The sequence below is a fragment of the Pigmentibacter sp. JX0631 genome, from assembly GCF_029873255.1.
Taxonomy (GTDB): domain Bacteria; phylum Bdellovibrionota_B; class Oligoflexia; order Silvanigrellales; family Silvanigrellaceae; genus Silvanigrella.
Genome location: NZ_CP123622.1, coordinates 730,130 through 752,759, shown reverse-complemented (window position 1 = coordinate 752,759; position 22,630 = coordinate 730,130). Strand labels below are relative to the sequence as shown.

General features: G+C 26.8%; 18 protein-coding genes. 8 read left to right on the top strand and 10 right to left on the bottom strand.

All coding sequences use genetic code 11. The features are described 5' to 3' along the window. Positions 1–43: 43 nt before the first annotated feature. Positions 44–436 carry a (deoxy)nucleoside triphosphate pyrophosphohydrolase gene (locus QEJ31_RS03150; RefSeq protein ID WP_280592344.1) on the bottom strand — a complete coding sequence of 131 codons (393 nt, stop codon included), beginning with the start codon at positions 434–436 and terminating at the stop codon, positions 44–46. A 354-nt stretch (positions 437–790) separates the two neighbouring features. On the opposite strand from QEJ31_RS03150, the gene QEJ31_RS03145 reads away from it, so the two are divergent. After that, on the top strand, positions 791–1,774 hold the full coding sequence (locus QEJ31_RS03145; protein WP_280592343.1) for a hypothetical protein: 984 nt from the start codon (positions 791–793) through the stop codon (positions 1,772–1,774). Positions 1,775–1,938: 164 nt separating this feature from the next. On the opposite strand, the gene QEJ31_RS03140 is transcribed toward QEJ31_RS03145, so the two are convergent. Both QEJ31_RS03140 and QEJ31_RS03135 read right to left on the bottom strand, forming a co-directional pair. Then, positions 1,939–2,916 (bottom strand): hypothetical protein, encoded by a 978-nt coding sequence (locus QEJ31_RS03140; protein ID WP_280592342.1) that lies wholly within the window; start codon positions 2,914–2,916, stop codon positions 1,939–1,941. Between the two features lie 146 nt (positions 2,917–3,062). Then, positions 3,063–3,998: a hypothetical protein gene (locus QEJ31_RS03135; RefSeq protein WP_280592341.1), complete on the bottom strand. Its 936-nt coding sequence runs from the start codon at positions 3,996–3,998 to the stop codon at positions 3,063–3,065. Between the two features lie 249 nt (positions 3,999–4,247). Here QEJ31_RS03135 and QEJ31_RS03130 point away from each other — a divergent pair, with 249 nt between their 5' ends. Next, positions 4,248–5,468 carry an alpha/beta fold hydrolase gene (locus tag QEJ31_RS03130; protein WP_280592340.1) on the top strand — a complete coding sequence of 407 codons (1,221 nt, stop codon included), beginning with the start codon at positions 4,248–4,250 and terminating at the stop codon, positions 5,466–5,468. A gap of 125 nt (positions 5,469–5,593) precedes the next feature. On the opposite strand, the gene QEJ31_RS03125 is transcribed toward QEJ31_RS03130, so the two are convergent. From QEJ31_RS03125 to QEJ31_RS03115, 3 genes are all read right to left on the bottom strand, one after another. Next, on the bottom strand, positions 5,594–7,075 hold the full coding sequence (locus QEJ31_RS03125; protein WP_280592339.1) for an L-lactate permease: 1,482 nt from the start codon (positions 7,073–7,075) through the stop codon (positions 5,594–5,596). 142 nt (positions 7,076–7,217) lie between these two features. Continuing rightward, entirely contained in the window at positions 7,218–8,129 is a 912-nt protein-coding gene (locus tag QEJ31_RS03120) for a methyltransferase domain-containing protein (protein WP_280592338.1), read from the bottom strand. Between the two features lie 122 nt (positions 8,130–8,251). Next, positions 8,252–8,704, bottom strand: a complete 453-nt coding sequence (locus tag QEJ31_RS03115; RefSeq protein ID WP_280592337.1) for a hypothetical protein — start codon at positions 8,702–8,704, stop codon at positions 8,252–8,254. 301 nt (positions 8,705–9,005) lie between these two features. Between QEJ31_RS03115 and QEJ31_RS03110 the strand changes: the two genes are divergently transcribed. The 5 genes from QEJ31_RS03110 to QEJ31_RS03090 all read left to right on the top strand — a co-directional run bounded on the left by QEJ31_RS03110 (position 9,006) and on the right by QEJ31_RS03090 (position 18,105). Beyond that, positions 9,006–10,388, top strand: coding sequence for a DEAD/DEAH box helicase family protein (locus QEJ31_RS03110; protein WP_280592336.1), 1,383 nt, complete (start codon positions 9,006–9,008; stop codon positions 10,386–10,388). After that, positions 10,357–11,583, top strand: coding sequence for a DUF790 family protein (locus tag QEJ31_RS03105; RefSeq protein ID WP_280592335.1), 1,227 nt, complete (start codon positions 10,357–10,359; stop codon positions 11,581–11,583). The genes QEJ31_RS03110 and QEJ31_RS03105 overlap by 32 nt, the downstream gene beginning before the upstream one ends. A 97-nt stretch (positions 11,584–11,680) precedes the next feature. Then, complete coding sequence (locus tag QEJ31_RS03100; protein ID WP_280592334.1) at positions 11,681–12,823, top strand: hypothetical protein; 1,143 nt, start codon at positions 11,681–11,683, stop codon at positions 12,821–12,823. Positions 12,824–14,576: 1,753 nt separating this feature from the next. Then, positions 14,577–16,379, top strand: coding sequence for a hypothetical protein (locus QEJ31_RS03095; protein ID WP_280592333.1), 1,803 nt, complete (start codon positions 14,577–14,579; stop codon positions 16,377–16,379). Between the two features lie 406 nt (positions 16,380–16,785). Beyond that, positions 16,786–18,105 (top strand): hypothetical protein, encoded by a 1,320-nt coding sequence (locus QEJ31_RS03090; RefSeq protein ID WP_280592331.1) that lies wholly within the window; start codon positions 16,786–16,788, stop codon positions 18,103–18,105. A 5-nt stretch (positions 18,106–18,110) separates the two neighbouring features. Here the strand turns inward: QEJ31_RS03090 and QEJ31_RS03085 are convergent, their stop codons facing one another. After that, positions 18,111–19,058, bottom strand: coding sequence for a TerC family protein (locus QEJ31_RS03085; RefSeq protein ID WP_280592330.1), 948 nt, complete (start codon positions 19,056–19,058; stop codon positions 18,111–18,113). Between the two features lie 235 nt (positions 19,059–19,293). Here QEJ31_RS03085 and QEJ31_RS03080 point away from each other — a divergent pair, with 235 nt between their 5' ends. Next, complete coding sequence (locus tag QEJ31_RS03080; protein ID WP_280592329.1) at positions 19,294–19,782, top strand: hypothetical protein; 489 nt, start codon at positions 19,294–19,296, stop codon at positions 19,780–19,782. Here QEJ31_RS03080 and QEJ31_RS03075 read toward each other — a convergent pair whose 3' ends face one another. From QEJ31_RS03075 to QEJ31_RS03065, 3 genes are read right to left on the bottom strand one after another with little or no spacing between them, the layout of a single operon-like run. After that, positions 19,783–20,550 (bottom strand): hypothetical protein, encoded by a 768-nt coding sequence (locus tag QEJ31_RS03075; RefSeq protein WP_280592328.1) that lies wholly within the window; start codon positions 20,548–20,550, stop codon positions 19,783–19,785. Next, a complete protein-coding gene (gene trpD, locus QEJ31_RS03070; RefSeq protein WP_280592327.1) occupies positions 20,529–21,557 on the bottom strand; it encodes an anthranilate phosphoribosyltransferase in 1,029 nt (342 codons plus the stop codon). Before trpD ends, QEJ31_RS03075 begins: the two co-directional genes overlap by 22 nt. Further along, complete coding sequence (locus QEJ31_RS03065) at positions 21,547–22,629, bottom strand: alpha/beta hydrolase (RefSeq protein WP_280592326.1); 1,083 nt, start codon at positions 22,627–22,629, stop codon at positions 21,547–21,549. The genes trpD and QEJ31_RS03065 overlap by 11 nt, the downstream gene beginning before the upstream one ends. Position 22,630 lies beyond the last annotated feature (1 nt).

Below are 22,630 nucleotides of genomic sequence, written 5' to 3'. Positions count from 1 at the left end.
CATGAGAATCATTTTATAGTAACATCTTTTTAGGTCTTTTATTTTAATTATGAAAATTCATCCCACATAATTTCTCTGCAATTGGAATGTCTGCAGGTGCTAGCTTGAGTCTTCTAATATCAATGGGTTTTAGCCATTTATACTGAGAGTGGACCCGCAATTCTAAATTTCCTTCTTCTATCTGTGCAATAACTCCGATTAATTTTATCTTTCCAAATTCATATTCATAGATTGTTTCTGAAAAAATGTTTTTAGGAACAATACTAATATTAAGCTCTTCTTTAATTTCTCGTTTTATACATGCTTCAATGGACTCATTTTCTTCTAGTTTTCCGCCAGGGAACTCCCAAAATCCTTCTAATTTTTGTCCTTTTGCTCTCTGTGCTACAAAATAAAATCCTTGATTTTCAATCAGTGCTGCTACTACTATTTTCATATTTATTCCGTTAAATTAAAATATAGAGAATTCCCCTCTTTTTCTTCTGTAGCAAAATGTATGCTGAATATGAAGTATTTTATATTGAAAAAAACAAGGCATTGATTCCCTGCATTGGAGTCAAGTATTCCACTTGTTATAAAATGCTTGGTTTATAAAAAATAAAGTGATTCATTTTGCTGGATAATTTCCTAAAAATATAAGTATTAATAGATATTAATTGCATTATCAAAAGCATATTGAGGCAGCATGCCAAGAATTAAAAATAGGGCGGAGTTGTTCTTTTATTTTTCACTGAAATGTATAATTATTAAATTAAAGATAAAATAAAATCTAAATTATAAGGAGAATTTTATGTATTTTGTTGAATATAAATATTTTAATGTAATATTATTACTCTTTCTGATTTCGATGAATCTTTCAAGTTGTGTAAAGTCTTCAAACTCAGAATCGGGAAAAACTAATCAATCAGAGTCTGAGACAGCTAATCCTAAAACTGCTAAGAATGTAGATATCACTCCTTGCATTATGAAATTTAGTGATCTTGTAGAAACAGGAAAAACCTTATCTGGTACAGGATCGGGGGTAAAAAAGGTTTATCAAAGTATAAAATCTCATACAGATTACTACTTAGTGAAAGAAAATAGTTGGTCAGAAGCCTATGCAAGTACAGTATATACCTTTTTGATAGGTAACAATTCACAAAAAGCATGCTTTATTGAAGATGGAAATAAAATTCATACTGCAATAAAAATCGAAGAAAGTTTTCAAGAGAGTTTTAAATATTTTAAACCAATTTATCTGCCTACAAAACATTTAACAACACCATTACTCTCACCTGGTAGTGGACTTGGGAAAATAATTGTCGCAAGTATATTACTAGGTGAGAGAGATTTAAAAGGACTTGCAAGTTCAAATAGTAATTTAGGGGTTATAAACTTTGAAGGAAAAAAAATATTCTTTAAAATCGATAATCAAGAATCTTTTAATTTTAATTCTGCTCCATATAAGATATATTTAGATTTAAATGAGCTTAAGAATCCTAAAGAATCAATGCCTTTTTTAGTGCATTTAAATCTTGAAAAATTTGTCACACCGGGACACTTGCAAGAAATTAAAGAAGCTGCAGAACAAATAACAAAAATACAGACACATGAGCTTGAAAAAATACTAGATTTTTGCGAGGAGAGATTAAAAAAATTAACTGCTTATCCAAATACTTTCCCTTTCGATAATTTTGGTACAAATGGTGTTTTTTCAGTTGGTACAGCGCCTACAACATATAAACAAGCAATTATGCTTAGGTTCAATCAATTAAAAACAATTATTGACAAATAATTATAGGCAAAGCAATTCGGATGTATTTAAGATATAACTTAAGTTTTGAGATATAAAAGAGTACTTTTTTAAAAAATAGAACCAAATATGCCATGAAATTACTCATCTTTGGATGAATTTTATGGGTTTAGAGATGCTTCTGAAATCAAGAAAAATTTCATTTGTTATAGATTACTAGGTTCATAAGAAATATACTTTTGCTTATTTTCATCAAAATAAATGAAAAAGTATTTCTCTTTTAAGGGTTTATCTAATTCATAACTTTTATATTCATCTTTTGGAGAAGTTTGTGTTGGGTATAATTTTTTAGTTACGTAGAAAGAGTAGAGTCCCGTATTATTTTCAATAATTTTATAGCTTGCTTTATAAACATCATTTCTTTCGCAGCGAACTTCTTTTGGAGTTGTGACTTCATCTTGCGTTATAGTTGTTTCAGTTTCCTCATCGCCACTATCGAAACAATGTTCAGAACCAATATAATCATTAACAAAAGTTAAGACGGGCTCAATATTGCCTTTTTCGTTTGGCAGAAAAAATTCTTCGCTTGTAATTCCTCCTCCATGTGGAATAGGATAAATACGTTCAATACTAAATATATGTTGATTATCATTCGATATTTTAAGATATTTTACTTCGGAACACTCTCCTTTTGTTTGTCCACAAGATAAATCTATGACGTCACTTTTAGCTACTATCTCATAGAATGGAAATTTATTAGAAATAAATTTTACTTTAAATAATTGCACAATTCCTAGTTTGTCATCCATTTCATCAGTATTTTCAAGTTCTCCAGTTACTGTAATATAGTAGTAGATATTGTTTTTTTCTTTATTTTGGAAAATTGAATTTATTTTTATGCAGTATTGTTCAATTAAAGTAGTATAACAATTATTTTCTTTATTAAAGCGTTCAGGAAAGTTTAAAAAATCTGATTTTTTGTATAAATCACTTAAATCAATTGCTTTCTTATCTTCTTTAATAGTTTGATTTTGAATAGTTGTAAAAATTTTTTTTCCACCATGATTTAAATTTACTAAGGTGTTTTTTTGTGAAAGATAATTCTTTACTAATATTCCTATAATAGTAGAAACAAATATGACTAAAAAAATAAAAGTAATAATAAATTTGCTTTTTGATTTCATAATATTTATCCACTAAAATTACAAAAGTATTTTGTTATATTGTAAAAAAAAATATTTTGTCAATATTGCTATAAAATTATATTATTTTTGTTTATTTATTTTTTTTTAGATATTTTGAATTGTTTTATAAAAATTATGGATATTAATTACTTAATTAAATTTTGCAAATTATTGACTGCCTCATCAGTAGGCGAGTTAAAATTTGGTAATGCTTTTATCCTAGTTATTAAAAAATTCAGGCTAATAGAAGCAGGAAAACTTTTGTTTAAATATTGAAGTGAATGCAAACGATTTGGATTAGTACCGTCATCACTATAATCTTCATTTTTAATTAGCCAATGAAATGTTACAATAGCTCTTTTGTCTAATTTGTCGATAACTAAAGTATAAAATGCAAAGTTAATATTAGGAGCTGTAGCTAATCCCATATGTGCATTGTCAGGTGATACCAAATTGTCATGCAAATTTACATTAAACGGAATTAATTTATTTTCTTGAATTTGGTTTGAAAGAGGTATTTTTTTTGTGACTGAGTAAGCAGTCATATATAGATCTCGATTAAACAATGCTCCATAAACTAATGGTATATTTGGATATGCCCAATTGTGAACTCTGAGAACATCGAGAGGGATAGCAAGAGCACTTATAGAGTTCATTTTAGATTGTACAAATATATACAGATCTAAATTTCTTAAATCTTTTGAAATTATTTCTTCTTTGATCTTACTTGGGATATTATTGCGAAATTCTTTTGGAAGCTCGAGACAATAAATATCAGAACCAACATTGGGAAAATTATATAATGCTATTCTGGGTGTGGGGCAGAGTTTTCCAGTGTTTAGCTTACTGGTATTGATATTTATTATTTTATCATTAAAGCCTGGTATTTTAGTTAAGATTGATGAATTTAAAAACGTATTTTTTCTAGCTAGCAATTCGGAATCTGAAATTCCTAGCTCAAATAAATGCGCGGAATTAGCCTGTGGCTGATTTTTAATATCACTATTATTGTTACTATTATTTTTCTGGCAACTAAGAAAAATAATTTGGATTAAAAGTACTGCTGATAATAATTTTTGCATGTGTATAAACTTACCTTGTTAAAAAAAAATACTAGAAGATATATCGCAATATCATATATACTTCCTTAGCAAATTTTTCCTCTGTTCCATTCATTTTATTCTCTTCTTTGAGGTAAGTATTTAATAATAATGATTAAAATAATAAATAGACCATTCGGTACAAAAATCCTTGACAAACAAGAATTATAAATCTATCTATACTGTACCAAATGTTCGGTTTGGATTTAATTCTTTTTAAGGAGAATACTTATGAAAAAAAGAGTACTTATGACTTCTGCGCTAACCTCATCTTTGCTACTTCCAATCTTGGGTTTCACGGCTAGTGCCATTGAAAAACCTAAACAGACTGTTGTTCTTGTTCATTCGGCATTTACTGGCGCTTGGGCTATGGATAGTGTAGCCAGTGAATTGAGAAAGAGTGGATTCCATGTTGTTTTACCTGAATTACCAGCGCATGGTAATTATAAAATGCTACCTAAAGATGTTACGTTTGATAACTATGTTAACGTTGTTTTACAAGAATTAGATAAACAAGAAGGAAAAGTAATTCTTTTAGGGCATAGTTTTGCAGGTACGATTATTAGTGAAGTTGCAGAAAAAAGAACTGATAAGGTTCAAACATTGGTATATTTATCTGCAGCTCTTTTACCGAATGGAATTTCTTTTTTAGATAAAGTAAAAGATTCTAATTCTTTATTAACAAATAACTTAGTGATTGATAATGATAATGGAAGCGTTGCTATAAAAGAAGGGCTGATAAATTCAGTTTATGCGCAAGAAATTCCAAAAGATGAATTTACTGCAATAGAAGAAAAGATGGTTGTTGAACCTATTGAGCCATTATCTCACAAAATTAATATCAGTAAAGAAAAATTTGGTACAATTCCTAAATACTATATTCAAACTTTGCGTGATAATGCAATTCCTCAAAAGTTACAACGTGAAATGTATACAGAAACTGAAGTAAAACAAGTTTTTACAATTACTTCTGGACATGCGCCGAATCTAACAAATCCGGTAAAAGTTGCTGATATTATTAAAACAATAAATTCTATAGAAAATCTTAATATTTCTAAAAAGAAAGAAGAAAGAATTAAAAAAGAAATTTTAGAAAAAACGAATCAATGGCAGAAAGGATTTAATTTAGATGCAAAAAATAAGGTAGCAAAATATTCTTTTAAAGACTATTCACAAAATGCTCTTTTGCAATCTATGCCAATTGAATTTGGAACCGTTGAAGGAAAAAATTCAATTGCTAAGTACTGGCAAATTGTACTTAATACTGGCGCGGCAGACATGAAATATTTAGATAGAAAGATATTAGTAGTTGATGAAAATACTGCATTGTTAAGTTCTCCTTGGTCTATGAATAAAATAAAAGGACAAATAACCCTTGAAAAATGGGTAAAAAAAGGTAGTAAATGGTTTCTAGTTGAAGACAATTTTGAAGTTTTAGAGTTTTTAAAGTAGTCAATAAGACTTCTGCTGGTATGTAATAATTACTGATGGAAGTCTTTATTTTTTTGAAAAAAGTTTTACTTTAATTTATTCTTAATTTGATATTTTTATAAATTTAAAAATATCAAATTATCATTTTATTTCAAGAAATAATAAGAGATAAATAATGTAAATAAGAAAGATGTAAGAAAAAGAAAACTTACTTTCATGCCAAATTTTAGCATAGTGTTCTCAATTTTTTTAATCTCAAAAGATTTATTAGAAATATAATCAGAAGATAAAGTAATTATCATTACTATAATTGGCATAGCTGTAAAAATAATATGCCCAGCAGCGCTATTTTGTCCCGCAACAAATAATAATCCTTGATTAATAGAGTTCCCAACCTCTAGTTGAATATTTAAAGCTAAAACATTACCACCAACATTTGATCCTGTAATAAAGCCACTGAGCATTCCAACTATAGGTAAGATTAAGATTTTTAAATAGTATTCCTCAATTTTTGAGATTAGTTCTGTTATCACAGTTATAAGATTAAATTCAAACATAAATCTTGCAAGCAGGATAAATAAAAATAAACTTAATAAAACATTTTTAATTTTTTTCCATTCTTGGGAGTGATCTAGGTTTGTTTTGTTTTTTACTAGCAATAAAAGAGTTGTTAATGTAAGCGCTATTCCAGGGCTTACGAAAGGGTTAAGTTCAATGTTTTTCCACTTTAAGCTATATATGTCATGAAGAAATTGGTAAATAAATGGAATTCTAATTAAGACAATACAAGAAAGTAATATAAAATAAGGATAGAGAGTTTTTATAAAACTATAAGAGAAACTTTTTATTTCTTCTTTCTGATGACTCATGAAGTAGTAAATAACAAAAAATAAAATAAATGAACTAATACCTGTTAGTATTCCAGCCATTTCAATCAATTGTATATAGTTAAAATAAAATAAAAGTAATGAATAAATAAGGCCATGTAAAATAGCAAGGAACCATTTTTTTCTTATTAGTTGAAATCCATTTATAATATATAAACTAATAAAACCAATAATAGGAAAAATCAAAAAACTGATTAAGGAAGACTTTAAACCTATTTCAGAAATTGAATATCCGGATAAGCTTGAACTTACAGCGGTAGAAATTGCTAATGTTCCCCAAGGTATAGTATTTAAACTTAGCATTGAAAGAAGAAATGCTTTTTCAGGAATAAATAGTCGAAAAAAAATAGGAATACCAATTAATAAAGATATTCCAAAGCCTGTAAAACTTTCTATTGCAGGTAATACTCCAAGCATTAATAGTAACGTTTTTTTTTCAGTAGAAAGAGGAAGATTTTCAATTAATGAAGATAATTTTTCAATATTCCCGATTTTTTTTAGAAGATTATTAAAATAAAGACCAGGAATTATGATAAGAGCAATTGTAATTACAAGAATTGTACTTGATATGAAAGCACTAAAAAAAAGGCTACTTTGAAATTTGAAAGCAGGAAAAATTATAGCTATAAAAACTGTAAAGATACAAGCTAAGAAAGCTGAAAAGGTTGCCGTTTTTTTTAAAATAAAAATAGAAAATACACTAAATAAAAAAGGGCTTAATGCAACTAAAAAATTGATCATTCCATACTCCAAAGGACGGAGGGATTGATTTAACAAAATTGGAAAAAAATGTCTATAATTTTGTACATAAAACTTTTTTCAAAAGACTATGATTAAATTATTTAAGGAAAATTATATAGCATGGTAAAATATTGAATCAATTTTACTTAGTATGAATAAAAACCCCTCCAGCTCCATTTTTTAAAGAAAAAAAGTATGAAACATCATTTAAGAAATCTTCCTTTATTTTGCTTTTCTTCTTTCTTAAATTTGCATAATTAATTGCTCTTTCTTTAGTGAATATTTTCCAGCTATTAGTTAATTCTTCAAACAATGAATTTTTATATCCTACTTGCTCTGCAATTTCATACATTTCAGAAATTGTTTTTAAATTCTGACAACCAATTTTTTCTTCAGCAAATTTTATATCAGTTAAAGAGTCATTAATGTAATCTTCATTTCTGAATTTCGTGTTTTCTTTCATTAATTTGTAAATATTTTCGTAAACTAAATTCTTATTTTTGATGTGTAAAACTGCTAAATTTGAATAAACGCCATCAAATAATCCCTCTTTATCTCTTATCTTAAGAAGGTCTTCTGTATTAGATAAATCTGCACAATAAATTTTTATTCTTTGTTCCAAACCTAATGAATGAACAATTTTACATGATAAATCTGCATATTTTTTATTATATTCTATTCCTATAAAGCTTGAATTAGGCAATAAATAGGCATGCTCAATTAGATCTGAACCAAATCCTGAACCTGCGTTTAATATCTTATAATTTTTTAATTTATCTTTTAATTCAAGATCATCGAGAATTTTATGTGCTATTTCATCCCCACCATAACGCATATATAAATTTTTTTTTATTTCTGAAATACTTCCATTGTTTTTAATCAAGAGATCTCGTAATAACCAGTAGTTACTAAATTTATTATTGTTATAAAGGTTAATTTTTTTTTTAATATCAAATTTTTTTGAATTTATGACAATAGATTGAAACGGAAATTTTTGGTTTAATTTAACATCCTTTATAATATTTTCAATATTAAAATACTTATTATTTTTCATATAAATACCTGCAAAATAAAATAATGATTAAATCAAAGTTGATTCTACTTGGTATTGAGAAAAAAGTAAAATAATATTTTATATAAAAAAAGAGAAGATGCTTACCAATAGCGGAAAGTTTTTTAATGGCTAATTTCCTGAGAACTACAGTCAAGACCTTGAATTGGAATTCCTGTAAAGTTTGAAATGTGGTATTTGCTTCCAAAACTTAGCACTAAAGACATTTTAGATAAATTTTTTACAAGCATAAAACCTCGTTCTTCAAGACTAAGCGGGTTTTTATTTAATGCTTTATTATGAATAAATGCTTCTGGATTTGCTGAAATTATCGGTGATTTTCCTTGGTAAAATATAAGTAAAGAAACATAATTTGGACTAAAGCTATTACAAGTGTAATTTATTCCAAATAAATTTCCTTCATTTGGCTCTGGATTAGGGATAAAATGAAAAATGCGTTCACTTTTCTCAAAATTCCATAAATTACCTGCTGGATTTGCAATTAAAAAACTTGGATTAAAGCAAATAGTTGTTAAAAAAAATGCAAATATTTTTCTTGAAATTTTTTGGATTAACATTTCATCTCCTAAAACAAATTCATGGAAACAGTGAGTAAAAATATTTATATACAACTTACAATTTATAAGTAAAATAAAAATAGCAATTTGTAAATATATTTTTGTTAAAATATTTATCTAAAACTATATCCATTTAAAGAATTTTTTAAAATTAAATTAATTATAATTCTAATTAAATGTTATTAAATCAACTTTGTAGTTGTTATTTCAAAAAATAGGTTTGATTTTTTCCTCAAAGTTAATACTTGACATTTAATACAGCATTTGTAAATGAAACTATGGATCAATAGTAGGAGGAGTCTTGATACATATTAGGTTTGATAAAGGAACATTATTAATATCGAATCTGGCACAAAATTTAGCTTCCATTTTTCCATATTTAAAATGGGATATTAGGGTATCTGCTTTTCGTGCGATGGGGTATCATTATCGAAATATTATTTTGGGTTTAAGAAAAGAGCAAATAGTTTATCAGGATGAGGCAAAAGATTTTTTACCCCAAAATTTTTCAATTCAAATGCAGATCGAACCAAGAGCCTATCAAACCCAAGCTCTTAATGCTTGGTTAAATCAACAGTCTAATGGAGTTGTTGTTTTACCTACTGGAGCTGGAAAAACTATTTTAGCTGTTCTAGCAATAGCAAAAATACAACGTCCCACATTAATACATGTGCCTACTATTGATTTAATGACCCAGTGGTATGATGTCTTGTTAAAATTTTTTGGCACTAAAATAGGATTACTTGGTGGTGGCTATAACCAGCCAGAAAATATTACTGTAGCAACGTATGATTCTGCTCTGATCCATGTGCCTTCAAAGGGAAATAAATTTGGTTTTTTAATTTTTGATGAGTGTCATCATTTACCCAGTGAACAAATGCAATATACTGCATTAAGTTCTATTGCTCCGTTTCGTTTGGCATTGACTGCTACACCAGAAAGATCTGACGGAAAAGAAAAGCTATTATATGAATTATGTGGCGGAATTTGTTACCAAACGGATATAAAAGATCTTGAAGGAAAAACTCTTGCACCTTACGAAATAATAACACTTGAAGTCGAAATGTCTGAAACTGAGAAAAAGCAATATCAAGAATATCGACAAATTTATTTGAATTTTATTCGTAAAAATAACATTAATTTTCAACAGAAAAATGGCTGGCAGCAATTCATTCAATTAACTTGTCGAACATCAGATGGAAAAGAAGCTTTTGCAGCATATTTAAAGCAAAAAAAATTATCTCAATCATCCGAAAATAAATTAAATTACGTTTGGGATATTATACTCAAACATCGAACAGATAGAGTTCTTATTTTCACTCAAGATAATGAAACAGCATATTCAATTGGAAAAAGTTTTTATTTACCAGTTCTTACTCATCATACAAAAGTTAAGGAAAGAGAGCAGTTTCTTACTCTTTTCAGGCAGGGAGTCTATAATATTTTAGTTACTTCAAAGGTCTTGAATGAGGGAGTTGACGTTCCAGAAGCTAATGTTGCAGTTGTGGTTTCTGGTAGTGGAACAGTGAGAGAGCATGTACAAAGATTGGGAAGAATACTACGTGCCAAAGAAGGAAAAAAAGCTATATTGTATGAATTAATTTCCGCTGGAACAAGCGAATATTTTGTAAACCAAAGAAGGAAAATGCATAGTGCTTACGAAAAAAGAACTTCTGAACTTTAAAAAAAGTAAAGGACAGATTCTTCCTAAATTCATTTCATCTAGTGACCCTGAACTTTTAAATTTTGCTAGAAGTGCTTTGCAAGTTTTTTCAAATGCTATAGGTTTAACCAGATATGAAGTTGAAGAACAAATAGAGCAACAGCTTTTGATTGAATCTAGTATTGAAGAAATAATTTTAAAAGGAATTATTAAACTTTTGCATGATAGATTAAAATATGCCGAAGTAATGACAAGTGATATGAATGAATTTCGACATAAACTATTTTCTAATGCAACTCTTTTTTTAAAAGAAAATTCTGAAATTAAATTGTCGCATTATTTAAAAGATATAGCTAAAACTGTTGAGAAATCAATCGAAGAAATTCAGAAAATACTTTACTCAGATTTACCTGAGAATAGTAAAATTATAGCATTTAAAGATATCGAAGAAATAAAATTATTAAATCGTTATAATGTTTCTTTAGTGCAAGGATTACTATTTTATAGTGAAGCAGTAACTATTGAAATTGGACAGCATAAAAATTCAAAAGCAGATCTAAGATTTTTACTCCGTCAATTAAAATTTTATCAATTAGTAGCTTATATTGAAATTAAAGATGATAATTTTTATGTCCAAATCGATGGACCAATCTCTTTATTTATTCAAACTCAAAAGTATGGATTTAACTTAGCAGCATTTTTTCCAAATATTGTGCTTTTAACAAAATGGAAGTTAATTGCAAATATAGCAATTTCTAAGTCAAGTAGAAGCCAAGGAGTGCTAGAAATAAGTGAGAAATCACCACTAATTTCTCACTATAAAAATTTTTCCAGCTATATACCCGAAGAATTTCAAACTTTTTCTGAACTTTTTAAAAATAAGTCGGAATATTGGAAAATTGATCAAAATGATGAAGAAATATTGTTTGATGGAAGTAGTTTCTTTTTTCCTGATTTTAAATTTATTAATAATAATAAAGTAGTATTTTTAGAATTATTTCATTCTTGGCATAAGAAAGCTTTTCTTCAAAGATTGGAAAATATTGAAAATAGTAATTCTTATAATCTTGTTCTTGGAGTTGCAAAAAGTTTGCTGAAAGATCAAGATATAGCATCACGAATACAAGAGTCTAAATATTTTCATGAAAAAGGTTTTATTTTTCGTGAAGTCCCTTCTATTAATCAAGTTTTAGAAATACTTAAATTATTTCAATAAAAAATAATATTTGTTTGCTTACTCTTGCTAGTACATGAAATTTGTTTTAGCGATTTATCTTGATCTAAGTAAACTAGACTTTTATTGAAAGAGATTTATGTCACCTATTTTTATTTTTAAAGTATATTCAATTTATAAAGATACATTTTCATTGGAAGAAAAATTTAAAAGAATTGAGCATATTCTTAATTACATTCATGATCAGTTAATGCATCTAGAAAATAATTTTTCATTTTACAGTTGTATTGGAGTAAATAAGATAAAAATAATAAGTGACAATGAATATATAAAGTTTAAGGAATTACATAAAAAAAATTTTAAAAATCAGCAAGTAAAAGCAATACTTCTTGCCCCAGAATATTTCTTATCATTAACTAAACAGAAAAAAATAATTTTAAATGAAGAGAAATTACTTATAGAAAATAAAATCCATAAACTTTCAGAAAAATATAAAAATATTTTAATATTATTAGGAACAATTGCGAGTGAAAAAAAATATGGTGAAAAAAATACCAAGAGTGAATCTTCTTTATATGAAACTATGAATAAGTATAAAGATTATGTTAAAGAAAAAAAATCAAGAGGTATTGATTTTTATAAATCACCTTATGAATTTTATAAATCTACAATAATTGATGATAAAACAAAAAATTCTTCTGCACATCTTAAGTATTTAATTCAGCATGAATTTAACATGTACAATATTAGAGATACAAAAAATTTTTCTGATAGAGTGGGAGAATATCATGGGAAAAAAAGCAATTTCAATTTAATTTCAAATAAAACATTTGGCTATTTATCAGGAAAAAGAATAGTAAAATATAATAAAATTGCCGGTTATGATGAAGAAGATGATTATAGTAATCAATTATTTATGCCCGGAATAAAGTCTGAGAAAATATATCAAAATGGTGTCGGTTTATACTGCATTCCAATTCATAACGATAAACACTTTACTCTAGGTATAGAAATTTGTTTTGATCACTTTCAAGGAGTTGGGAAAAAGTTTTGGCAACATAGTCCTGATATTCATCTTATATTATCAGCAGGAGTGATGAATAATATTGGAAATTTTAAAGTGAAGCAAAATGGTTATGTTATTCATGCAAGTACATTTGATTCTGAAGATAAAATATTTCATTACAAAAATTTAAGCTTCAATGTATTAAATGAAATTGCAAATAAAGTTTCCTATGGTAAAATTTTTTATAACTTAAAGTGTGGATTAATATATCTTTAATTCTTATGAAAAATAAAATTATGTATTATTGTAATTCTTATAAAAATTAATATTATGCGTTAAATCAATATTTTCTGAGTAAGTGTTTAATAAAAGACAATAATTTTTTGATATTTATCCCTTATAAGATATAAGTCTAGAATATAAAATAGTTTTTATAGGATATAGGATAGTTCTAGAGTATGATTATACAAAAATTAAAGTTTTGATTATTAGCCCTTTATACATTCTACTAACTTATAGCCTATACCTATAAGCATATCCAAAAGTAACATTTAAAGAAAATTGGCAACTCTATTAAAAAAAAAATTTCAAAATAATTTCTTATATATATAAAATATAATTAAATATTAAAAATTTTCTTGACTTTTAAAATTTAAAAAAATATATAAAATACTTGTTGAAAAAGAAATTATTCAACAAATAAACATAAATTATTAAATTTAAATTAATAGTTAAAAAACTAAACAAAAGAAGATCATGCGCTTGAGTAGGTAAGCAAAAACTTCCTGAAAGCATTGTTGTTGAAATCTTTAGCGAATCTAAGTTTCCGGAAAATTTGGAGGTCACTAACTTCAATTTGATAATTTAACAAGAGTTGCAAAAGACTGCTGACTTATTTTGAATAAATTTTTCATTAAAAGAAAATACTTTTTTGATCTAGTTAATTTAATAAAAACAAATAAATTTGTTTTAGCCATGGACAAAATATTTTTAGTTTATTTATCTTAACAAGACTTATTATTGAGTATTAATTCAATTTGTAAAACTTGTTTTGTTTTCATTGAAACGTGTTTTCTTGTTTGTAGTTGCAAGTAAATTCTATATTTCAAAGTTATTTAAAAATCCAATAAATTTAATTGATTTGCTTTTTTCTTAGGTAAATAAAAATTTAAATTAGAATTAATTTTTAAAAATGTGAGAAGAAAGTTGAAAAAAATGCACAGGTCGTAAGGTTAATGTTGATGATCAAGTACAACAATTTCATTGATATATTATTTATTTAGCTAAATAGTTAAGAAAAATATTGGTCAAAATTGAATAATATCTTAAATTTGTTAAAATATTTTTGCAAAAAAAAGAGTAACAAAGAATCTACCAATGGGAAGGCAGAACTAGCTCATCACCTTTTTATCTTCCAGCCTGAGAGTTTTCTTTCACTTTCTCCTCACCTTTTTTAAAAATAAGTCCTTACTTTAATTTCATGTTTTCCAATGAAGAAAGCGCTATTATTTATGTCGTTGGAGTTTTGGATAATTTTAAAAATATTAAATTTATTTTTAATTTTTTTAACAAAATTCTTGTTTCCTTTAACTTGTCCATCTGTTCACCATTTTATAATTAAAAGTGACAAATTCAAATGGGGGTCAGGATTATTTTTAATGCAAGAAATAATACAACTCTTGGTGATAAAGCTTAAATAGATAAAAAAGTAAAGCATAATTATAAATGACCGGCTCACAAAAAAATACCTAAATTTTAATCTCAAAATATAAAAAAAATTTCCCATGAATTAAATGTATTTAAAAATAGTGAGTTTATTTCGACAAGAATTCGAAATTTTATTCATTTATTTGAAAAATAAACTAGAGGAATAAGCCTTTTTAAGTAAATGTTGTCTTTCTAAATACATTATATCAGCTGTTAACTGATATTCTTTGTAATTTTTTCAACGATAGTATTATACCAAAAATGATCTATTTCTTTAACCTTTCATGATTTTTCTCAACTTTCAACTAGCTCCGAGGATAATATGAAAAATATACTTAATAAATTTGTTATTTATTGCACGTTACAGAGTGTTAGTTTAATTTCTTGCGGAACAAAAACTAATAGCTTGATAAATAAAAAAACTAGCTCAAACCATGTGTCCATTTCTCAAATAGATACAAGTACTCCCAAGGATATGGGTGGGTATCACGTAATGAAACACATTTTTAAAGAGGGATGTCTTGAAAATTATAAGCTAGAAATTCCTACAAATTCTGAGCGATCATTTGTTAATTTAAGAGATAATCTAAATTATTCAGAAATAAGAAAAATACTTGACACTAGTCTGAAAGATTCTTCTATTCCAACAGAAAGATATACTGTAACACCAGAATCTCGTTTTCTCGATGATGCTAAAACCACTCGCTTAAGTAGGACAGTAACTTATTCTTCTAATGTAATACTTGGAAGGGTTAATTTAATGCATAATGATAGTGCTGCATTTACTTTAAATAAAACCGCTTTAAGTTACTTTGATAAAAATGGAAAACTAAATAATATTTATGATTTTATGAAAACATGTGGAGATGAAGTAGTAACAAGTAAACTTTACTCATCAAAATTAATTATAACTGTAAAAATAAAATTTGATAATCGAACTGCTCGTAATGAATTTGAAAATAAAATAGGTGTAGTGCAAAACGCAGTTATAGATTCAACTTCTGGCAATGATGGAGACAAAAAGGAAGGAGATAAGGAAGTAAAAGGAAAATTTAAACTATCTGCTAATTTAAAAATGGTTAGTGACGAAACACTAAGACATTCGACGCTTAGTGTGCATGGAATACAAATAGGTGGGACACCAGAAGCCTTAAATACAGCACTTAAAACCAATACATGTACTCTTAATAATATCATAGAATGTCAAGAAATATTTGATAGTGTTAATAAATATGTTTCAGAAGCCTATCCAAAACAACTTGCAGATCATTCCCTTTCTCATTGGGTTGTAGAACAAGTAAAAACGGAACCATACGATTCATTAAATATAGTAGACTCAAATGGGAAAAAATTAGACTTTACAATTACTGAAAATTATGAAGATAAAAATAAGTTAATAGAATTTAGACAGAAAATAAGAGATCTAATTATAAAACAATATGACAATAATTCAGTGGCAAATAGAATGCTTGAACATCAAGAATTAGAAATTGATTTAAAAAATATATTAAAAAATATTGTAAAACATTCTAATAATAATATAGAATTTTACCATAATTTTGCAGATGAATGTTATAGAAATATAAGTACATGTTTAAACAATAAAACTAGTTCAATTGACAACTATATTGTTAGGTATGATGAATCAAAATTAGAAAGAAATATGGGTAAAAAAATAATGGAAGTATTAGCGCATAATAGTCCTTTGCCTAATGAAAAACATCGCTCTTCGGATTTTTTTACACTGCAAGAAATTTTTGAAACATCAGATTATAATAGTATTTATTTTAGGATCAAAAGTTCAGATAACTTAATGATAAAAAATGAAAATAGTCATTTTAAACTAATGTGTGAGAAGGCAAATTTAGGGGTTCTTAGTTCAAAATTTTATAATATTTATGAACCATTTTCGTATGGATTTTGGAATGGTATTGTTTTAGATGATAAATCTAATCATAGTGAAGTTAATTTAAGAAGACTGGAAGAATCTTATAATAGTGTTTGTGAATATGAAAGGTTGCCTAATTTTTTTAAAAATATATCTAGAATTCCAAAAGTATTTATTGCATATCCGGCTAATTTTATAGAAGAAAAATTTATAATTGAACTTTGGGGAAAAAATTGAAAACGTAGAAATTGCTGTAAGCATAATTTTGGAGGTGAAAATGTTTTTTAATTGAAGTTAAAAATACTAAAAGAGTGATAGTTTAATAAGAACTATATATATGTTTAAGATAGAATACGATATACTCAATAAAAATATCTTCAAATATAATTTGAAGGAGTTTACAAAAGTTTTTTTGAGATTCTTACCTTACTTTTAATATAGAGAAATATTCATATTATTTGATTATTCTTGATGTTAATGAATTGGCAAAAAAAAATATATTCATAAATAGTTTTATTGCACTTTGTTTTATAATTGCTGTAAAAAGTAATTTGTATTACTAAATATATTAAAACTATAAAAATATTTGAAAAATAAAATTTATTTTAAATTGTAAATACTAAATATTGTAAGGATAATTTATATGTTTTTAAGGAATATTGTTTTAGGATCGATTACTACGATTGTTTTAGTTTCATTTAACGCTAATGCTACTACTAAAGATGTTGAAAAAAAAGCAGGAATGGAAGTTGGTTGTGTAAATGAAATTCGAGGTGGTTACGATATTGGATCGGGTTCGACAAAACTACAAATAGCATTAGTAAAAGTATGTGAGAATGGAAAAATTAGTATTGAAAAATCTTTTTTTAAAGAAAATGCCAATGTTCAATATTCAGCAGCATTAATTGATGATCCATTGGATAGTATGAAAAAAATCTTGCCAGATTCCATAATTAATACCGGGTATGATGCTATGTTAAATTTAAAAAGAAAAGGATTAGAAGCGTTAGCAGAGCAATGTGGTTCTTCATGCATTGTATCTAACTGGCGGGGTATTATGACAGCTGCGTTTAGAAAAGCTGAAAATTGGAAAGTTGCTCAAGAAAAACTGAGTGAAGTTGTACCTAGTCTTTTGATCAAGAGACTATCTCAGGAAGAAGAAGCACTTTATGGTTTTTACCCTGTGCTTAAAATTCAAGGCGTTGATCCTAAAAATACAGTAGTGTGGGATATGGGGGGAGGATCTACGCAAATAACTGCTTTTAGTAAGGATTTTACAATTAGTAATGACTTTTCTGCTTCAGGCGTTCATGTTCTTGAAACTTCAATTGGTTCAGGTACTTTTGAAGATGTATTAAGAAAATTTGAAGATATTTTAATCACATTTGAACCAACTAAAAATAACAATTTGAGAACTTTCAATCCTGTTGATTCAAAAATAAATATAGCAAAACTTTATGTAAAAAATGAATTAGATAAAGCTAAAAAGAATAAAGAAGAGATTTCAAATAAATTCTTTAATTTATTTGTAGATAATAAAAAATATTATGTAATAGGCGGAATTTTATCTAGATCAATTCCATCTATAATAAAAGGATCTAATAGTGATTATAATGTATTTAATTATGACCAAGTAACTCACTCGTCAGTTATTAATCCAATTTGTCAAGATACAATTAATTATAGTTTTAATATTGTCAGAAATTTTTCAGATAATGACTTAAAAAAGTACGCTGTAGAACATGACATAATATCTAAAAAAGAAGTTGAAAATGAGGATAATGATTCGAGATATAAATCAATCTCTTCGAATTTATTACTAACTAAATTATATATGGAAAGTGTTCTTGATATTAATTGTATTTCTCCTATAAAAATTGATGGGACTGATACCTTAATGATTAGCCCAGTGTTTCAAAATGAAAATTACTGGAAAATTGATAATGCTTCACTAAGGCAATAAGAGAATTATTTCTTTTTTCCTTCAATTTTTGCTACATACCAAGAGCTTAAAGCTGCAGTTAATAGAGTTGCTATAATTACTAAAAGTGACATCCAACTTGGGATTTTAATCCAATCTGTCAATAGCATTTTCAATCCTATAAATCCAAGGATTACTGCTAATCCTGGTTTTAAGTAACGTAATTTTACAATCCAGTCAGCAAGAACAAAGTATAAAGCTCTTAAACCTAGAATTGCTAGAATGTTAGAAGCAAAAGCAACAAAAGCATCGCTAGTTACAGCGAACACAGCAGGTACGGAATCTATAGCAAAAATAAGGTCAGTAATTTCAATAACAATTAATGCTAAAAATAAAGGTGTTGCTTTGCGAATTCCATTTTGTTTTACAAAAAAAGATTTGCCTTCTATTTTATCAGTAGTTGGAATTAATTTTTTAAGTTTGCGTATGATAAAACTATCATTTGAATTACTTTCGTCGTCAGAATCAAACAGAAACTTAATTCCCGTATAAACTAATATTCCTCCAAACAAGTACATGATCCAATGAAAATGATGTAATAAATGTGCTCCAAATAAGATGAAAAGTCCACGCATTACTATAGCGCCTAGAACACCATAGAATAGAACTCTATGTTGGTACTTCATTGGAACTTTGAACGATGAAAAAATAAGTAGAATGACAAAAATGTTATCCATACTCAACGTTTTTTCGACTAAATATCCTGTGAAAAATTCAATACCTAATTGTGAGCCATAATTCCAAGCAAACCATCCATTGAACATCAGAGCAACACCAATCCATGCACAACTTTCGAGAAGTGCGTGTTTAGTTTTATTGCTTTGGCTTGTCACTTTAAATAAGCTGAGATCTACCAGCAACAAAATAACAATACCTATAGTGAAGAATAGCCATAACCAAGATGGCACAGTAGAAACATTTGATAAGAAATCCATAATATTAAAACCTCAAATGAAAACATTAACAATTTTATTGATTTTTTTGAAGTAAATCAAGTTTATAATAAAATGTGCGGGCTTAAATTAGAAATATTTAATATTTACAATTGTTTGAAGGAAATACAAAGAAACTCAAAAAATTTTTAAAATATTTTTTTTATGGTGAGCTATGAAAATTGACAATGATTATCATTTAAGGCAATGGTCTATAATAACTAAAGAAAGGGTGAAAATGAAACTAAAATTTCCAAAATTATTTGTATTTTTCCCATTGCTTTTTTCTAATGTAGTTTATGCAAATAATATTACTGAAAGTGAAATAACTAGCGAAGAATTGGAAAATATTAAAACAAATTGCAGAGCAAAAAATTCTAGTCAGATGGAACAAATAAGGGGATTCGGAAAATTTAATATTCAGTCTGAGTGGCTTCTTCGCTATTGTATTAATAATGCTATTGAAGTTAGTATATATAAAAAAGATAATTTGAATAAACAAGATAGTGAAGTGTTTGTAAATACTTTCTATAAAATTCAAGAGAGATTAAACTATTTAGAAAATATTCTTGATGTTGAGTCACAAAAAAGATTACTATGTTATCAAAATTTAAATAAATCTATGGTATTGGCTTTTAATACAAAAGATCAAGATTTTATTAACAGAGCAATTATATCATATTACATAAATACTAAAAATGATTGTGAAAAAAAATCATACTACTGACTAATTAATTTCAAAAAAAATTTCGTAACCAACTTGTTGGAGAATCTGTTTTTCTTTTTTTTCTAATTTATTAATCCAAGCTATTTTTTTGGCTGAAGAAGGAATAAAACTAATAAGTTTAATTAAATTCTGGATATTATTTTTAAAATTACAAGAATTTATTCCTGAGATTGCGAAATATGGAGCATCACTTTCAAGGACAGTAAATAATTGATTTTTATCATGAATTAAAAAAATTAAAGTGAACTTATATTCTCTTGCTATTTCTGTAAGAAGCTGAATTTCATACACATCCTGAGAAAAACAATAAAGTATTAAGCCATTAAAACCATGGATAATTGACTCATATATTTCATATTCCTCAGTAAAAAAACCAGTTCTAAAAACCAGAGAATTATTTGATTTATGAATTAAATACTCTTTCCAATCTAAACTTATTGGTGAAGTAAACAGGCAAAATAAGTCATCACTTGTATTTATCGCATTGAAATTTCTTTCTGTTTGAAAAAGTTTAGAAAAATCTTCATCACTAATAAAATTTGGAATTGTAATACTAGAAGATGAATTAATTTTTTGCTCAATTTTTAATGAAAAACAGGTATCTATTAGATTTTTATTAAAATATTCTTCTGTTTTTCTTCGAATATCTATGATTGACAACTGATGTTTTTGGTAATTTGTTATTTTCTTTTGTTGTTCTATAAAAAATTGTAAAATTTTTTTTTTGGCATAAGAACTCCAAAGAATTAATGTGTCTTTTGTTTCCAACTTTCCAATATTTTAAAGGCTCTTCCATTAGAAATAGTTTCTTTTGCGAGGACAAAACCTTCCTGCAATGTATTGCACTTTTCTGCGCACCATAAAGTTGCTGCTGCATTTAAAGAAACGGCATCAATTATAGCTTGTTTCGATTTGTTTTGCAGAGTATCAATTAATACCTTTGAATTATATTCTAAATCCTTGCCTAGTAAGTCTTTTATTTGATAAAATGGAAGACCAAAATCAGTAGGTTTAATAACTTCATGTGTTATCTTTTCATTTTCTAATTTAGAAATATAAGTAGCGGAGCAAACAGAAATTTCATCTAGCCCATCTTCTCCATGGACAACCATTGCTTTTTTTCTTTTTAGTTGTTTTAAACAGTTGGCAAACAACGGTAAATAATCTTTTTGGAATACTCCAATATACTGCCCTGTAAGATTTAATGGATTAGCTAAAGGAATTATTAAGTCGATAATAGTTTTAAAACCTAAAGTTTTGCGAATGTCCATTAAATGTTTTAAGCTTGGAAATACAATTTTAGAACTTAATATTGTAATGTTTTCTTCTTCAAGTTGCTCAAATGCTTTATCTAAATTTAAAGCTGGAAAGATATTTAATAATTGCAAGACCTCTAAGCTATTTGCTTTTTGAATATTTCCAGCTCCGGTAAATTTAGCTACTTTTGCACCTGCAGCTGCTGCAATAATTGCTGAAGTGGTCATAATATTTAAAGTAGTAATTCTATCTCCCCCTGTACCACTGCAATCAACTAAATTTTCAAAAGATTTATTGGTTTTAAATGAACTTTGAGTTTTTATAGTTTTTAATATTTTAATAATAATTTCTTCTGACACTGGTAAAAACCGAAATCCTGTAAGAACTGCCGCTATTCTTACATCAGATAATGTTCCATCTAACATGCTGAATGTAAGAGCTTCTGCTTCATCAATTGAAAAACCTCTTCCAGCAAAAACCTGTTCCATTATTGGAGAAAAATTTTTGTCAATAATCATAATCTCGCTCTTTTTTTAATATTAGCGTTGTTTTGTATGAAAAACTTGATGATAAAACTAGTTGTGAAAAAATATTATCTTTAATAGTTTTTAAATTTAAAAAATTATTAATTTCATTATAACAAGTAGCAGGTGCTTCTAAAGATAAAACATGTGCACAATCTTCAACCCATTTTGCAGTAATATTTTTTATGTTATTATTTAAAATTAATGGGATTTTATTAGATAATAATTTATCCTCTTTTCCCCAAAGAAGCAAAACTGGGCATTTAATATTTTTCAAATTATCATCAACAAAATGATCTTCTTTTGTTGAATTTAATAATTCTTTTATTTTGTGATCTTTCAAATTACGGTATAAAGCTCTTTTTGCTGTTTTACTTAAAATTGGAATACCTGTAAAAGGAAATGCTTTCATTATTCCTGGGTATAATTTATGAAATTTTTTCCAACTTAAAAAAGAAAGTGTATCTCTTAATCCAAAAGGATTCACTTTAAGACCAGCTGGGTTAAGTAATATTAATTTGCTAATTTTTTTTTGTTGGGTACTTGCAATATATAATGATAGCCAACCGCCTAAACTTAATCCGCAAAGGTCAACGGTTTGATCAGTTACTTGAGAAATAAATTCTGTTAATGATTCAGCATGTTCTAGAAAATTCATTACTGAATTACTAGCCTGACTGAAACCTGACATATGAAATAAATCTGGGATAATAATTCTTCTTTTATTCTCTAACATTTTACCTAGGATCCACCAACTTTGAGCACTACTGCCCAGACCGTGAATAAATACAATTGGTTGTAGTTTAGATTTTGGATCGCTATCATAGTAGTGGATTTGACCATATTTGGTAGTTATTAAGCTTGATGAAAACCCTGTTACATTTAACGCTGATTTAATAATTTTTGAGAAAGATTTATCTAAGGCAACTTCTGTTGATTTAATAACTTCAAGATTTTCTACTTTTTTTGCTGGCCTGACAATGAATTGAAGTAATTTTAATTGCAGATACCTATTGATATGCATATTTGAAGATAAGAAATTAAAATTAAAATTTTTTTGTGGCATT